At 66.5% G+C, this 15,688-nt stretch carries 13 protein-coding genes and 1 pseudogene; 6 read left to right on the top strand and 8 right to left on the bottom strand.

What is annotated here, in order from left to right; genetic code table 11:
• Positions 1-274: 274 nt before the first annotated feature.
• Positions 275-1,726 carry a hypothetical protein gene (locus tag BKN51_RS03505; protein ID WP_101606242.1) on the bottom strand — a complete coding sequence of 484 codons (1,452 nt, stop codon included), beginning with the start codon at positions 1,724-1,726 and terminating at the stop codon, positions 275-277.
• Between the two features lie 70 nt (positions 1,727-1,796).
• Between BKN51_RS03505 and BKN51_RS03500 the strand changes: the two genes are divergently transcribed.
• From BKN51_RS03500 to BKN51_RS03485, 4 genes are all read left to right on the top strand, one after another.
• On the top strand, positions 1,797-2,381 hold the full coding sequence (locus BKN51_RS03500) for an RNA polymerase sigma factor (protein WP_168214249.1): 585 nt from the start codon (positions 1,797-1,799) through the stop codon (positions 2,379-2,381).
• Positions 2,378-3,625, top strand: coding sequence for a hypothetical protein (locus BKN51_RS03495; protein ID WP_101606240.1), 1,248 nt, complete (start codon positions 2,378-2,380; stop codon positions 3,623-3,625). The genes BKN51_RS03500 and BKN51_RS03495 overlap by 4 nt, the downstream gene beginning before the upstream one ends.
• A gap of 60 nt (positions 3,626-3,685) precedes the next feature.
• The gene (locus BKN51_RS03490) at positions 3,686-4,264 is read left to right on the top strand and encodes a TetR/AcrR family transcriptional regulator (RefSeq protein ID WP_101606239.1); all 579 of its coding nucleotides are present in this window, start codon (positions 3,686-3,688) and stop codon (positions 4,262-4,264) included.
• A gap of 72 nt (positions 4,265-4,336) precedes the next feature.
• Positions 4,337-5,221 (top strand): alpha/beta fold hydrolase, encoded by an 885-nt coding sequence (locus BKN51_RS03485; protein WP_168214248.1) that lies wholly within the window; start codon positions 4,337-4,339, stop codon positions 5,219-5,221.
• A gap of 115 nt (positions 5,222-5,336) precedes the next feature.
• Here BKN51_RS03485 and BKN51_RS03480 read toward each other — a convergent pair whose 3' ends face one another.
• The 3 genes from BKN51_RS03480 to BKN51_RS03470 form a co-directional block, all read right to left on the bottom strand.
• Entirely contained in the window at positions 5,337-6,227 is an 891-nt protein-coding gene (locus tag BKN51_RS03480) for a helix-turn-helix transcriptional regulator (RefSeq protein WP_101606238.1), read from the bottom strand.
• 108 nt (positions 6,228-6,335) lie between these two features.
• A complete protein-coding gene (locus BKN51_RS03475; RefSeq protein ID WP_101606237.1) occupies positions 6,336-7,139 on the bottom strand; it encodes an SDR family oxidoreductase in 804 nt (267 codons plus the stop codon).
• Positions 7,140-8,400: 1,261 nt separating this feature from the next.
• Positions 8,401-9,015, bottom strand: a complete 615-nt coding sequence (locus tag BKN51_RS03470) for an HAD family hydrolase (protein ID WP_101606236.1) — start codon at positions 9,013-9,015, stop codon at positions 8,401-8,403.
• A 244-nt stretch (positions 9,016-9,259) separates the two neighbouring features.
• Between BKN51_RS03470 and BKN51_RS03465 the strand changes: the two genes are divergently transcribed.
• Entirely contained in the window at positions 9,260-9,514 is a 255-nt protein-coding gene (locus BKN51_RS03465; protein ID WP_146044446.1) for a hypothetical protein, read from the top strand.
• Between the two features lie 251 nt (positions 9,515-9,765).
• On the opposite strand, the gene BKN51_RS03460 is transcribed toward BKN51_RS03465, so the two are convergent.
• The gene (locus BKN51_RS03460) at positions 9,766-10,047 is read right to left on the bottom strand and encodes a hypothetical protein (protein ID WP_101606235.1); all 282 of its coding nucleotides are present in this window, start codon (positions 10,045-10,047) and stop codon (positions 9,766-9,768) included.
• A 156-nt stretch (positions 10,048-10,203) separates the two neighbouring features.
• Between BKN51_RS03460 and BKN51_RS03455 the strand changes: the two genes are divergently transcribed.
• Complete coding sequence (locus tag BKN51_RS03455) at positions 10,204-13,116, top strand: NB-ARC domain-containing protein (protein ID WP_101606234.1); 2,913 nt, start codon at positions 10,204-10,206, stop codon at positions 13,114-13,116.
• A 215-nt stretch (positions 13,117-13,331) separates the two neighbouring features.
• Here BKN51_RS03455 and BKN51_RS03450 read toward each other — a convergent pair whose 3' ends face one another.
• The 3 genes and pseudogenes from BKN51_RS03450 to BKN51_RS44885 all read right to left on the bottom strand — a co-directional run.
• Positions 13,332-13,742 carry a hypothetical protein gene (locus tag BKN51_RS03450; protein WP_101606233.1) on the bottom strand — a complete coding sequence of 137 codons (411 nt, stop codon included), beginning with the start codon at positions 13,740-13,742 and terminating at the stop codon, positions 13,332-13,334.
• A gap of 115 nt (positions 13,743-13,857) precedes the next feature.
• Positions 13,858-14,355: an SMI1/KNR4 family protein gene (locus tag BKN51_RS03445; RefSeq protein WP_233224309.1), complete on the bottom strand. Its 498-nt coding sequence runs from the start codon at positions 14,353-14,355 to the stop codon at positions 13,858-13,860.
• A 112-nt stretch (positions 14,356-14,467) separates the two neighbouring features.
• Positions 14,468-15,376: pseudogene (locus BKN51_RS44885) on the bottom strand (ATP-binding protein); the annotation flags it as partial.
• Between the last annotated feature and the right edge of the window lie 312 nt (positions 15,377-15,688).

Raw genomic sequence — 15,688 nt, 5'->3', positions numbered from 1 at the left:
GCTCGGGAAAGCCGGCTGGATCGACCATTGAATTTCTTCCCAATCTTTACAGGGTTCAGGCGGCGAAAGAACTCTGACGATGGTGTCGGCGCACCCCTGACAGGCCGAGGGCCGGCACCGTCGTGGACAGTCGGACTCGTCGATGAGGCCGCGACACCCACTTTGCCGACTAAACCGGTCAGCCCATGACCGGTTTTCTGCGGAATTTTTGCCGAGGCGCGACCGACCGGCTGGTGGGTACCAGCGAGCAAGTCATCGACAGGTCGCGGTGGCGTCACTCCTTGTTCGGCACCAGGTACAGCTCCTGCTTTCCAAGTGTCGGCGCGTCGAGCGTCCAGTGCGCGAGCGCGTCCTGTGGTGGGGTCGCCAGCCGACGCAGCACGAGTTCGGGACGGCGTGGCCGGACGTCGAAGTCGAAGAAGGCGTAGTTCACGCGGAGCATCGCGCGGGTCCAGCGGTTCTCCTTGCCGCGCGCCTCGATCGCGGCCGGCAGCAGGCCGCGGTCGGAGAAGACGTCGACGACCGGGCAGCCGCAGGTGTAGGCGAGGATGCCGATTTCGCCCGCGCTGCCGACGATCCGGCCTCCGGAGAGCGTTCCCAATTCTGCTCCGATACGTGCGTACTGCGCGCTCGACGTGTAGTTCGACGTGAACGGCGCGTACGTGCGGGGAAGCCCGGCAGCCGCGTACGCGATCAGACCGGCGACGATCAACGCGAGCACCCCGCGGACCATGATCCGGTGGGAGACCGCTACGGCGCAGACGAAAACGGTCGCCACGGTGAGACCGGGGCCGTAATACCAGTGGTAGGGCGGGACCGTCAGCGACACGTAACCGAGGTGGTACAGCAGGCCACCGAGGGCGAGCAGAGCGAACGGCCGCAGCCCGGCGGGGATCATGCGCCGCCGGATGGCCAGTGTCACCACGGCGAGGACAGCGAGTACGGCGGGCAGGAACGCCAGCGCCGCCATCACCGGCGAAGTCCGCGCGTAGAACAGCGGGCCGTTACCGAAGTTCCAGGCACCCCAGGCGTGTTGCGCGCCCTGGAGCGTCTTGATCACCACGGTGTCCGGTACCGCCGCGCCGAGCACCACCCAGCTGAAGCAGAACCACGGCAGCGTGATCAGCCCGGCTCCGAGCAGTGCGCGTCCCGTGCCGGGACGGAGGAAGACGAAGAGCACCACCGCGAACACGATCAGGTCCAGCCGGACCAGGGCGAGCACGCCGGCTGCGAGACCGAAGGCGAACGGGTTCTTTTCGACGGCGAACACGGTGAGCCAGCCCAGGACCGCCGCACCGAGAGCGACCTCGAGCCCGATCGACGAGAGCAGAAGCGGATTCGCGGTCAGCGCGGCGAGTGTCAGAGCAGGGAACCGGGGCGGCAGCCCCGCCGCCCCGCCGAGCCTGCGCAACGCCAGGGCGAGCAGGACCTGGCACAGCACGAACAACACTCCGGCGGCGAAGACGGCGTCGCGGACGAAGATGGTCAGGGCCGCCAGGACGAGCACGTTCGCCGGCGACGTCGCGGTGTTCGACGTCGCGTCGGCGAGCAAGCCCCAGTGGCCGTGGAAGGCGACGTTGCGCACGTACGCGAGCGTGATGAACGTGTCGTCGATCAAATGCGGACGGACGAGCAGGAACACCCCCGCCGAGAGCACGGCTACGGTCAGGGGCATCCGCCAGGACGTCGTCCGGTTGTCCGTCGTCCGGACCTGTTCCATGATCATGACTTGATATGGCTCCCCCGGCCCGGAAAGTTGCGCGCAACGTTCGGCCGGTGCCGGCCACAACCAGGACGTGAGCATCCATGCGATCGGGGCGGGGGTACCGGTGGAACAGACCGGTGACCGGGAGCTGTGGGCCCGTGCGGCCGGCGGCGACGAAGGGGCGTTCGGTGAGCTGTTCGAGCGGCACGCCGAGGCTCTGTGGAACTACACGTATCGCTTGACCGGTTCGTGGAGCAGCGCCGAGGACCTGGCGTCCACGACGTTCCTCATCGCGTGGCGGCGGCGGGCGGAGGTGACCCTGGTGCGGGACAGCGCCCTGCCGTGGCTCTACACGGTCGCGGCCAATGTCGCCCGTGACGAGCATCGCGGTGCTCGTCGCCGGCTGCGGCTGCTCGGGAAGATCCCGGCCCAGCCCGCCGTGTCCGACCACGCCGATTCGGTGGCCGAAAAGATCGACGGCCAGCGCCGGCTGGGACAAGTCGCCGAAGCCGTCCGGTCACTGCCGAGATCGCAGCGCGACGTCGTCGAACTCTGCCTGGCCGCCGAGGTGAGCATCGCTGACGCCGCAGAATTGCTGGGCATCGCCGAGGTCACCGTCCGCGCCCATCTTTCCCGGGGACGAGCCCGGCTGCGTACGTTGCTGGAGGAGAAATGAACGGCGAACCCGTGTACCCACCTCGCCATCCGATGCCGGACGACGTCCGCACCCGGATGCGATCGGCCGTCCGCGAGGGGATCGCGAAGCCGCGGCGGCCGGCACGCATCTGGTACGCCGCCGCGGCGGTCGTTCTCGTCGCGTCCGGCGCCGCCGCCTCGACGCAGCTGCTCCGTCAGCAAGGCACGGACCCCGGCCCCGCGCCGGCCGCCGGCGAGCTCAACCTGGACGTCAGGCTGGCGACGTCCTCGCTCGACCGTTGCTGGGCCGCGGTGCGGGCCGCGGCCAAGACGGACCGAGTGCCCCCGCGCGAGGAATGGGTTCCCGTGTTCACGAACGTCGATCTGGGCGTTTCGGTCGTCGCCGCGACGGCGGCGGGCAAGCCGATGTTCTGCGAGACGACGCTGACCACCGTGACCCTGTCCGACCCGAACGCCGCCCCCACGTATGTGCCGGGCACCCGCACCGGGCTGCTCCTGCAGAGCGCGACCGGGCTGATCGGCGGGGTGCTCGATCCGGCCTTGCGGGGTGCGGGTCTCGCGTTCCAGGCCGAGGATTCCGGCGGCGGGGACGCCGTGGAAGCTTCGCCTCTGACACAGCAGTTCGTCTCGTTCTCCTGGACCGACCCCGCCAAGACGCAACTGTCCGTCTACGAGCCCGTCGGAGCGACGACCACGAGCCTGCCACCGGCTCCGGCGCCGCTGCTTTCGGCCGTCGATCGCCCGGTCGCCCCGGCCGATCGGACCTCGCCCGCGGGACGTGCGCTGGGCGTATGCCTGTCCGGTGCGGTGGACGCCGTCTCCGACGTGGCGGGCTATGAGCCGGGCGCGCTGCTGGACAAGGACGGCTATCAGGTCGTTCTCGGCCGTTTGGGCGACCGGAGCCTGGCGTGCACGACCGTTCCGGACCCGCGGCGTCCCGGCCGGCTGAAGATGCGTGTCTACCAAGACCATTTCGAGCTCCCGCCGGAGCAGCCCCGGAACATCCCGATGCAGCCACTGGGCGGTGTGGAAGACGGCGGTGACCGGGGTAACGCCCGGACGCCTTTCGCCGGGACGCTGCTGCCGGCGACCGCGGTGACGGTGACCTGTGACTTCGGCGCCGGACTGACCTCGACGACCGATGTGGTCGACGGGACCTTCGTGGCCTTCGTTCCGAAAGAGGTGAACGATCCGGTCCCGCGAGGGGTCCATATTCGAGCGCGTGATGCCAACGGCATCGTCGTGTTCGACGGGACTCTGTAGCCGGGGTGGCCGGCCCTACCCTTTCTTGATCGTTCGATCCAGAAAGGGTAGGGTGAAGTCGTGGTCAGGACTCGTGAATTCGATACCGAGGCGGCGGTGAGCCGCGCGATGGAGCTGTTCTGGTCGCGCGGCTACGAGGCGACTTCGGTACGGGACCTGACCCGGCACCTGGGGATCGGGCAGGGGTCCTTGTATGCCGCGTTCGGCGACAAGGAGGGCCTGTACCAGGCGGCGCTGGAGCGCTACCGAACCACCCTCGCGGCGGCCGCCCTGCGCGACCTCAAGGAGGGGGCGGACGCCCGGTCGATGATCCGCACGATGCTGGTCGAGCGGGTCCTGATCGCCGTGGAAGACGACGGCCGGGGCTGCCTGGTCGTCAATGCCGCTTGCGAGCGCCTGCCGAAGGACACGGCGACCCGGCGCACCGTGCGGGACATGCAGGACGCCAGCCGGGACGCGCTCGTCGAGGTGCTGCGTATCGCGGCGGAGCGGGGCGAGATCGCGACGCGGCACGACCCGCACACGCTGGCCACCTTCCTTGTCACCTTCCTCAACGGACTACTGGTCTCCGCGAAGATCACCCCGGACGTCTCCACTCTCGAACCACTCGTGGAGGTCGCCCTGGCCGCTCTCGACTGATTTTTGCCGCCCTCAAACTGGATCGATCGATCCAGAAAAGCACCGCGAAGTACGCCAGGAAAGTTGGGAAACATGATGTTCGACCATGACGGGACGCCGGTCCGCACGGGACGTGCCGCAGTCAACGGAACGAGCCTGCACTACCGGGCGGCCGGGTCCGGCCCCGCGGTGGTGCTGTTGCACGGCGTGCCCAAGACCGGTTACCACTGGCGCCACCTCGTTCCGAAGCTGACGCCCCACTACACCGTCGTTGTTCCGGACCTTCGCGGTCTCGGCGACTCCACCCGTCCTGCGGACGGCTACGACTCCGCGACGATGAGCGACGACGTCGCCGAGCTGATGGCCCACCTCGGACACGAGACGTACGCCGTGGCGGGCGAGGACTGGGGAGCGGTGATCGGCTACCAGCTCGCCGCCCGCCACCGCGGCCACGTCAACGCTCTGGTGTTCGCGGAAGCGTTGTTTCCCGGGTTCGGCTTCGAGGACCACACCGCGCTCACCACCGAGAACGTCGCCAGCGGCATGCACCTGTGGCATCTGGGCTTCTACTTCCAGCCGGACGTACCCGAGATGCTGATCGCCGGGCACGAGCGTGAGCTGATCACCTACATGATCAAGTACGAGCGCAGCCACCCCGACACCGCCACTCCCGACGCGGTCGACGAGTACGTGCGCTGCTACTCCATGCCTGGCGGCATCCGCGCGATGCTCTCGATCTACCGGGCGATGCTCGTCGACGCCGAACAAAACCGGCAAGCCGCACAGAAGAAGCTGGACATCCCCGTCCTGGCGCTTGGCGGATCCGCGTTCATCGGCGACCGCAACGAGTCCCAGATGCGGCTCATGGCCCACGACGTCACTGGACACGTCTTCGACGCCGGACACGACCTCGCCGAGGAAGTACCCGACGACATGGCCGCCATCATCGTGCCGTTCCTGGCCGAGCTCCGCCGGTGACAACCCATCTCGGTACTGGTGGCCGACACTGCCAACGCCGACATCGGAGTAAGCACTTGGCGTCGACACCTTCGATTGTTCAGTGCTGACTCAGACGGACTGAAAGGTCGGAATATCAGCTGAGCGCTTGAGTCTCGGTCGCTGGCTTCTCCTGGCTTGCCGCCCACGACGCCAACAGGGCCAGACCGTCCGCGGTCGCCGTGCCGGCGGCCGCGGTGTAGACAGTCAGGAGCAGACCCGGTTCGGCAGACAGTTCCATTGATTCGACGTCCAGGTCGAGCTGTCCCACTACCGGATGGTGCAGGCGCTTACGTCCGGACCGGTGGAGCCGAACGTCCTGAGATGCCCACCGCTGCCGAAACAGTTCACTCCGTGTTGACAACTCACCGACCAGAGCGACCAGCTCCTCGTCGTACGGATTGCGGCCGGCTTCCATGCGTAGCTTTGCGGCCACATCACGCGCGATTCGGTCATAGTCGACGAAGAACGTTTTTGCCGCTTCGGGATCCAGATACACGAACCGCGCGGTGTTCGCCGGCCGTCGCGCGTCGGCCAGTACCGGTGAAAACAGTGCGCGGGCAAGGTGATTCATGGCCAGCACGTCATATCGGCCATTGCAAATCCACGCCGGCGCGTCGGTGATGGCATCGAGCACCTGTCGAAGCGCCGGACGCACCGTCCCGGCGGGTCGCCGGCGGCGCGAACCGCCGGGCGCCCTGGACCGCCGCGCAAGGTGGAAGAGGTGATCGCGCTCGGCCTCGTCAAGGTGCAAGGCAGAGGCCAACGCGTCGAGCACCCCGTCGGAGGTGCCGGCGAGGCCGCCGCGCTCCATACGCACGTAGTAGTCGACCGACACCCCTGCCAGGAGAGCTACCTCTTCGCGACGCAGACCTTTGACCCGGCGGTTGCCGCCGTAGGCGGGCAGTCCGGCCCGCTCGGGTGTGATCCGCGCGCGACGCGAGCTCAGGAACTCCTTGATCTCAGTGCGCAGATCGATCTTGACCACCTCTCCACCATATGCCCTGTCCGCAGGTGAAGGGAGGTACTGCTGGTACCCCCGTTGAGACCCGGCTTGGAGGTATTCACGAGGGCCCGCCAGCCGCCGCGCCGGCGCCTAGGTACCTGATGCGGTCGTGGCGGTGCCGCCGTCGACCGGGACGATGGCGCCCGTCAGGTAGGACCCGGCCCGGCTAGCGAGAAAGACGGCGACACCTGCCATGTCGTCGTCGCGGCCGAGCCGGCGCAGGGGGGCCTTCGCCGCGATCGTGTCGCCGATGGCATCGATCGTGGCCGCCATCATCTGCGACGGGAACACTCCTGGGGCCACCGCGTTCACCGTGACGTGCTGTGGGCCCAGTTCCCTGGCAAGCACCCTGGTGAGTTGATGGAGTGCCGCTTTGCTGCTGGCGTACGAGTAGTTGGGCGCCTCGGCGACGTGGATGGCGGCGATACTGCCGATGTTGATGATCCGCGCGGGATCATCGGCGGTGCCCGCCCTGCGCAGTGCGGGCAGCAGCGCCTGCACCAGCCAGAACGGCGACTTGAGGTTGAGGTCGATCACTGCGTCCCATCCCTCGGCCGGGAACGTCTCCAGCGGCTCGCGCCACATCGCTCCCGCGTTGTTGACGAGGATGTCCAGGCGTTCCGAGTCGGCCTTGACCAGATCAGCGAGGCGCTGACACTCGTCGTACCTGGACAGGTCGGCGGGGATTGCTTGAACGTCGCCGAATTCGGACAGTTGACGCTGTGCCTCCGCGCACGCGTCTGCCTTGCGTGAGCTGACGACGACGCGGGCGCCCGCCTGCAGAAGGCCGCGCGCGATCATCATCCCGATACCTCTGGTGCCGCCGGTGACAAGTGCGTACTTCCCACTCAGGTCGAAAAGTCCTGAGTGAGTGGTGAACTGGTTGTCCGCCATGGGTCTTCGTCCCTTCTGCCGTGGACGCATGTGCTGACACGGTCACGCGTCCAGTGCAGCTGAATTGAACTGATGAAGGTAAATCTGCAGCTAACAGGAAGCCGACTCAAACAGGTTGACAGGCGTCCTGGACGCCTGGGAGCCCCTGGCGATACAGGTACTATGAGAGCCCCCTTGCCTGGCGCGTCGACTCACACCGCCACAATTCCCATAGGCACAGTCATTTTCTTGATTGCTTTGATCTGTATTGCGACCCGGCATCGTCGTCGCGAATCGACGGTCAGGCCAATGTCGGACCGGTGTGGACGGGGTTGCGTATCAGCTCCGAATCGCTGGAATCGAGTAGCCGCACTTCGAGTAAAAGCGGACCACGAGTACACCCTCCAGCCGTGGAAGCGGTTGTGAGGAGGAAGCAGAAAGGCTGCTACGCCACCACCGGCTCCGCAAAGCACTTCTCCAACTATCGGCACACCGGAGCAAACGGAGCCCAATCGGAGACAGCGTAGGGCACGAAGTCCGCAGCACTTGAGGCTTGAGCTCGAAGCAGTTGCCGCGTCATCCAGTCCGGCAACAGATCATCAAGGTCTACCTTGACGTTCGCACCGAGGCCAGCCGCAGGGCAGCAGTGACGTCAAAGCCCGAGTGCGCGACACGCTCGGGATCTCGAACGCCCAGCTCCCAGCCGCTCAGATCGAACGCTCGGCAGGTTCTTCAAGGCACGAAACGCAATCGGGCACGATCTTGACTACGAAGACCCGTCGGCGCCAAGCAGCCGGACACGGTGGCCTCGGAAGATGAAGGAAGTCCACGACGACTGCGACGCGGTGCTGGCAGTTGTCGCGACGATCATCCGCGCGACAGCGACCAACGTGCGGGCATGCCGCTGAACAGGGGCACCCTAAGGTCTTGCCGCAAAAGATAGGGCTGATAGTGGCGGTCTCGGCGCGCAACATCGAGACCATCAAGAAGCTGTCAGCCGAGCACCTCCTCGCCGGTAACCGCGTGATGGGGCTGCAGCTGGTCAAACGGCGCCGCGGCGCGCGGTTGGTTCAACACCGTAACCATGTGAGCTCGGGTACGCCCATCGTCGCCTGCACACCCCGGGCAGGGTGTACGCGCTGCTGCACCGTCCGATGGACCGTGGCCGCACCTTCACCGGCAGCGGCACAGTCCGGTCAGTCTGGGGCAGCAACATCAGACGTCGGCTCATCCACGCACGGCTCGAGCACAACACTCGTTAGACCCGGATGGGGACACCTGTTCAATCACCGGCTGGAGTCAGCAACTCCTCGATCTCGGCGATTACCTGAGTGTTGTCCTGGTAGTGGATCCCGCGGATGCCGACCGCACAGGCAGCGGCGATATTGGGCTCTAAATCGTCGAGGAAGATCATTTCCTCGGGGCGGACCTCGAGTCGCGCGCAGCTGAGCTCGTAGATCCGTGGATCTGGCTTGCTCATGCCGACCTCGTGCGAGTAGACGATGTCATCCACGAGGTCCTCGAACCCGTATGCGGCCTGCTCCCGTTCCCGGGCGCCGACGAAGCTGTTGCTCAGGATGCCGGTCCGATAGCGCGGGCGCAGCCCCCGGCAATACTTGATCAACTCAGAGTTGCCGGTGCCCAGATACTGCCCCCAGAAATCCGCCATCATCGCATCGGCCTTGTCCCTGGCAACGCTGAATCGATCGCCGATCGCCTGACGCACCTCGTCCTCGGTGACCCCGCCAATGGCCCCGGCCGCCCAGACATCCGCCAGTCGTCGACCGACCTCGCCCTCTACGAGACCGAGCCTGGCCTCCCACCGCCTGCCGACTCCAAGGTCGGGCGCGATCTCCAGTACGTCGCCGATATCGAACACCACCGCACGAATCGCCATGATCGCACCCTATCGGCTGCAAACCCCAAACACGGAGGACAACAGTCTACGAATACCTCGCCAAGAACCGTGACGCCGCAGAAACTGGAGGCCATGTGCCGCCGGCAGCGCGGCCGTCCACTTCGGACTGTCTGATTCCGCGCCTTGACCGGGCGGTCGAGTGCTGAAGACTGACACGGCCACCCGCTAGTCCGTTCCTGCTGATGAATGGATGGACCTGGCCTTGAGGGGCCATAATGGTGAAGTGGATGGATCTGATGCGCCGAAGGTCGAGTGGGTGGTCAACCTTCCGAGCGGGCCGCCGGAGAAGGAGGCCCTCGCACGCCTCGTCGACGCCGACGGCGGCCGGGACGACGCCGAGAACTCCTACTACGAAGCCTTCGCGGACCCCGGATTCATCCGGGTCGAGGCGGCGCAGCGCCGGTTCCGCGGCCAGTACCTCCGACGTCTACGACGCCTGGCGCGACAGGGTGACTGTGCGAGCGCGTTCAGCGACTGATGCCTGACGCTAATCACTCTGCGCTGGGTGAAGGATCGGGTCGATCCCGACGAGCGTGGCGGTCAACCGGTCGACGCCGCAGCGCGTCTGCTCATCAGAGTCCCGCGCCGGCCCCTCGCACTCTCGCACAGTTGCGAGTTGGTTGTTAAAGGGCCAGCCCCGCTAAGGACGGCGCGACGCGGCGCAGACCTGAGCCGCTGGGATCGCGGCATCGACCGGCATGACTCGACGGTGCGATCAAGGCTGGCAGCTCACAACTTGTCGAGCTTCGCGGCGCGCTGGACTCCACAGTCCTTGCCGGCACGGCGCATGCGTGCAGCGCCCACTCCCAGAACGGTGGTCGCGGCTCCGCCAACAAGCGCAAGTCCCGCTGCGCCGAAGACAAAGGCAACGACCACAACGGGGACCATGACCAGGATCGCCGTGAGCGCGACGGCAAGTAGCAGCCGGACGGCGTGATTCGTGCGCGCCCGGTTGTCGACGATGCGGTAGATCAGCTCGATCAGGGTCTTCGGCGGTGGTCTGGGTTGCATCGCCTGTCCCTCGGGCCGGCCTGAGGACGCTGCGCGAACTCAAGAGAGCGGAAACTTCCGGAGCCTTACCCCTGTGCAGTTTGCTCCGCATCGGAGCAAACTGCAAGACTCTGCTAGGGTTAGCTCTGATGTGGAGCAGCCCTCTGAAAGGGTGGCATGGAGCAGACCGCGACGGCGAAGGAGATCGCTACCCGCGTTCGCCGACTGCGTGATCAGTACGGCTGGTCGGCACGAGAACTGGCGGTCGAATGCGCGCGCGCGGGTTCGACCACCCTGACCAGGGGCACGATCGCGAAGATCGAATCCGGCGTGCGGAAGTCAGTATCGTCTGACGAGATCGCGATCCTCGCCCGCGTTCTCGGCGTGTCCGCGCCCGAACTTCTCGGTGCCGGTCAGCACGACCCCTCTCCACTCCCCGCCGATGTCAGCGCCGCCGACCGGCCGACAGGCAGGCATCGAACAATCCTACTGGTGGATATCGAGTCGTACGCTGATCCTCTCCGGACCGGCCAGGATCAGCTGGAGATCCGGAGGGTCCTGCATCGGACCTTGCACTCCGCTTTCTCGGCAGCCGGGATTCCTTGGGATACCTGCTACCGGGAGGACCGAGGTGATGGACTCTTGGTGGTCGCGCCGCCGGGGGTCGCCAAAGTGGCGTTCGTCGACCGGCTGCCACAGGCACTGGCGGACGCCCTGGCGAAGCATAATGATCAACATCCGCCTGCACGCCAGGTTCGGTTGCGCGTCGCTGTGCACGCGGGGGGCGTCCAGTCCGACGCGTATGGCATCACCTCCGCCGCGGTCACCCTTGGCTTCCGGTTGCTGGAAGCTTCACAATTGAAGGCCGCGCTCGGTGACTCGCCCGGTTCGCTGGGGCTGATTGTTTCCGACTGGTTCTTCGAAGAAGTCGTACTGCTGAGTACTGCTGTGGATTCGACTGCGTATCGGATGATCACCATGGCGGTGAAAGAAACTGAGGTCCGGGCGTGGATATGCCTGCCGGGCCACGCTGTGCCGACACATGCGGTCGACGCCAAGCAACGGCAGGACATGGTGGTGCCACGCCAGTTGCCCGCCCCGCCTCACGGGTTTGCCGGACGAAACCAGAGTATGGCGGCCCTAGACGAGGCGTTGCGCGTGGCCAAGACCGACGGCACCGTGCCGATCTCGGTGATCACCGGAATGGGCGGCATCGGCAAGACGTGGCTTGGGCTGGCCTGGGCACACCGGGTCGCGGACCAGTTTCCCGATGGACAGCTTTACGCGAACTTGCGCGGCTACACCCCGGAAGGCGCCCCCGTCGCCCCCACCGACGTGCTGCGAAGTTTCTTGGAAGCACTGGGAGTTCGACCGGATTCGATCCCGACCAAGCTCGAAACACAAGCCGCGCTCTACCGCAGCCTCCTCGCGGGCCGTCGCATGCTGGTCGTCCTGGAGAACGCCCGGGATACCGAACAGGTCGCACAGCTGTTGCCAGGCAGCTCACCCAACGCAGTCGTGGTCACGACTCGGCAGCAGCTGACCGGCATGATCACTGAGCACGGTGCGAAGCCGATCGAGCTGAGCGTGCTGGATGACGATGCTTGCAGAGAGCTGCTGGCCGCACGGCTCGGCCGGGAACGGCTTACCGCCGAGCCCGCGGCGGTGGACGCTTTGGTGCGGCAGTGCGCGGGCCTTCCGCTGGCCTTGGCCATCGCGGCGGCGCACCTGGCCGCACACTCAACCCTCTCGGTGGCCGATCTGGTTGCAGACCTGGACGACGCGAGAGGTCGCTTGGACGCACTCAGCGATGGCGGACCGGGAGCCGACCTGCGTTCCGTGTTTTCTTTTTCGTATCAGGCTTTGACCGTGGACGCCGCTGGACTTTTCAAGTTGCTGGGCGTCGTCCCCGGGCCGGACATCAACATTGCCGCGATTCCGGCGTTGGCAGGTTTGCCGAGACGTCGGACAGTTACCTTGTTGAGGGAGCTCGAGAACGCGAATCTGGTACAGCGCCACTCGCGCACGCGGTATCGCATGCACGACCTGGTCAGGTTCTACGCCGTGGAGCTGTCCAAAAAGGATGATCCCGAACCGGGGAATGCCGCGTTGCGGCGCTTGATTTCCTACTACGGGGACGCGAGCAGCTCGGCCGCGCGAGTGCTGGAACCTCATCGGCCGGGGATCGTGATTTCAACACCGGCAGCCGATCAGCCGACACCGAGTTTCGATGATGAGACTGCGGCCATCGACTGGTTCGATACGGAATTGACCTGTCTCCTCGCCGCCCAAGATGCTGCCGCCCGGCACGGTTGGTACCGATTCGTGTGGCAGTTCGCTTCGGCGATGCATGGCTACCTCTCGCGACGAGGACGCTTGGCCGATCACCTACGTGTTTCCCAGCTCGGTCTTGGCGCCGCCCGGGAAACAGCGGACCCCGCCGTCGAGTGTGTCGCGGAGGCCATCGCAGGGCTGGTGCAGGCGAGAGCGGGCCGGGCACTTGAAGCAGATGCGAGCTGGAGACGGTCCCTCGACCTTGCCAAGGATACCGAAGACCTCGGCAACGAAGCTCGCGCGCACATTGGCTTGAGCTGGGTGCATCGTGACGGCTTCGTCGAGCAACTGTCGAAACACGTCTCGGAAGCGTTGCGCTTGTCCGAGCTGGTGGGAGATCAGGCCCTGCGAGTAGAGGCACTCGCGATGAAAGTCTGGCAACTGGCGCGCGCCGGGCGGCTTGCCGAGGCTCGGGAGGTCGGCGAGCGAGCGTTGGACTCGTGTCGGCAGAGCGGCTACCGCCCCGGGCAGGCTCTCGTGCTGGACCAACTCGGTTCCATCGCGGCTCTTGCGCAAGACCGTGAACGGGCGCTTGCCGAACTACAGGGTTCGGTTGAGCTGTGGTCCACGCTGAGCGCCACCGTCCAGGAAGCGAATACTTTAGTCCGAATGGGCTCGGTGCTGGTTGAGACAGGTCGGCACGCCGACGCGCGCTCCACTTGGCTACGGGCCCTCGAACTCAAGCGCAATGAAGGGCAGATCGCTGAAGCCGAGCTCGTCGAGCAACAGCTCAGGCGGCTGGAAGAGGCGCGATGACATCGCGCCACACCGGCGAGATCCACTACCTCGACATACGGTGGCGGATCCCACCGGTGCACACCGTCGACCCCGACACCCCGCCGAACGGGTCGGCGACCAGGGCGCCGGTACCGAGTGGGTCGGGGTGGTCGTGAGTGGCGATTCGGGTTAGAACACGAATCGCCACTCACGACCCTCGGCACCCGATCAAGCCGCCTTTGCCTTGCCCCTCGCTAAATGGACGCCCGGGCAGCCCGTGAGGCGTCGGTCAAGGTGGTGCCCACACCGGATACGAGACCGCTGTGGACGCAGGTGAGGGTGACTTTGTAGCCACCTGGAGTCGTGGCGTACACGAAGGCACTGCAGGTGTCGCCACCGCCGAGCGCGATCTGTGCCAAGGCACGCGCTTCCGTGCTGGCATCGGTGAGGGTGGTGCCGAGCCCGTCGATGAAGGAGAGCCCGATGCCCTTGCAGTTGAGGGTGGCTTTGTAGCCGCCGCTGACCGCGGAGTTCATGAAGGCCGAGCACCCGGCGGCGGGGGCGGCGTTCGCGGTGGCGGGCAGCGCGAGACTCGCGGCGGTGAACGCTCCGATCATGACCATCGTTCCTTTGGCCAGGCCGATCTTGCTGATGCTTTCGCGCATCGACACGTCCTTCCCTCTCTCGCGGCGCGAGGCGCCGGATCCGACGGGCCGAGCGGGCTGCCGGCCCGTCGGTGGTTCGACGATCGGAAACCCTTGCCGGTTCCGGAAAAGAGCCTCAGCCAGGATGGGCGATGAACCGGTTTCCCCAGAAGCCGCCGAACTTTACCGGATTCTCCGCGATGCTCCAGCCGAAGATGTTGTCCTCCCCGGTACTCACCAGCACCTCCCGGATGACGCTCGTCATCGGCCCGGGATGCTCCTCGTGCCAGGCATCCCGATCGTGGTAGACGACCGGCCACTCGTCCGGATCCGCCGGCCCGGTGATCCACCAGAACGTTCCGCCCGCACCGTCGTTCCCCCAGGGGTAGAGGCCACCGGGCTCCGGGAACAACCGGTAAGTGACACCGCGCAGGTAGCCGAGGTCTTCGTCGCCGAAGAACCCCAGCATCTGGTGGTTGTGCCTCTTGACGTTCGCGCATTCCTCGGCGCTTTGGCCGGGATTCGAAATCTCGATCACGCCGCGAAAACCGCCGGCAGGGAACCGCGTGAGCAACTCCTTGTAGTCACCGGGCAGCGGTGTTCCCAGTTCGCGTTCGACGGTGGTCCAGTCCAACTACGGCCGGAAGTCACCGGCCTGCCAGCCGACGAGCTCGCAGATCTCGTCGACGTGCGACCGTCTTGGCGCGTGTGTCACATCTTCTCCTGGTCGGTCAGACTGGTTTCCCTCACGAGGAATCCTGCCAGGCCCGGACCGGCCACAGAGCGGCGATGTGTTCCTGAAGCGAGATGACGCTCGAGTGGCCGCGGGTGACGGCCTCGATGCCTTGCACCGCGGCGGCCAGTCCCTGGACCGTCGTGAGGTACGGGATTCCGCGGGCGGCCGCCGCGGTGCGGATCTCGTCTTGTCGTTTCCCGGGCAGGGTGTCGACGACCAAAACGATGTCGCCTGCCTCGACGAGGTCCACAAGGGAGTGTTCGCGGGCGATCGTGACCGGCAGCCCGAGGTACTGGAGGATGGTGCCGGTTCCTTCGGCGGCCAGGATTTCGAAACCGTTGTCCGCCAGTGCTTTCACCGGGAAGATCATCGACCGGTTGTCGCGGGCGGCGAACGCGGCGTAGATCCGGCCCTTGGTGGGCAGCGGGCCGGACGCGGCGGCCTGCGCCTTGGCGTAGGCGGTGCCGAAATTCGAGTCGATCCCCATCACCTCGCCCTGTTTGACCGCGACGGCGGCGTCCGGCGGGAGGGCGCCGCCGTCCCCGATGGGCGGCAGAAGACCCTCGGCGCGCAGATCGGCGATGCGGGCGCCGAGCATCACCCGTGCGGCGGCCTTGGCCAGCGGCACGCCGGTGGCCCTCGACACGAACGGGATGGTGCGGTCTTCCCGCGGATCCGCCTCCAGGACGGACAAAGCACCCGGCGTGAGCGCGTACCGGACGTTCAGCGGCCCACGCAGTCCCGTGCTTTCGGCCAGGACTCGGGTGGCCTCACGGATCCTGGCGAGATCGGCGCGGCCGAGGGTGATCGGCGGTAGCACGCAGGCCGGGTCGCCGGGGGCTTCGAAGCGCTCCATCACCCCGCCCAGATACAACTCATGGCCGTCGTAGAGGGCGTCGACGTCGATCTCGAGCGCGTCGCCGGTCGAGCCGGCACCCGGCGGCCGCGCCGCCGTCACGAAACCGAGGTCGTCCAGGGTGTGACCGACGGCCAGTTTGACGGCGAGCGCACTGGAGCCGGTCACCCGGGAGTCGAACCCGGTCACGACCACGCGGCCGCCGGGCGGGTCGACCGCGAACCGGACGGTGCAGCCACCGGGTCCGGCGCCGACCGCCCGGGTCACCGCGACGGCGACGTCGCACATCCGCCGGTACGCCCGGTCGGTCGGCGATCCTTCCGACGAGCAGGCGACGGCCACCGTGTCTTCGTGGTCGCGGACCACTTCGAGCTC

The sequence above is a fragment of the Amycolatopsis sp. BJA-103 genome (genome assembly GCF_002849735.1).
Taxonomy (GTDB): Bacteria; Actinomycetota; Actinomycetes; order Mycobacteriales; family Pseudonocardiaceae; genus Amycolatopsis.
The sequence above is the reverse complement of the archived record's forward strand: the minus strand, read 5'-3'. Positions and strand labels throughout refer to the sequence as shown.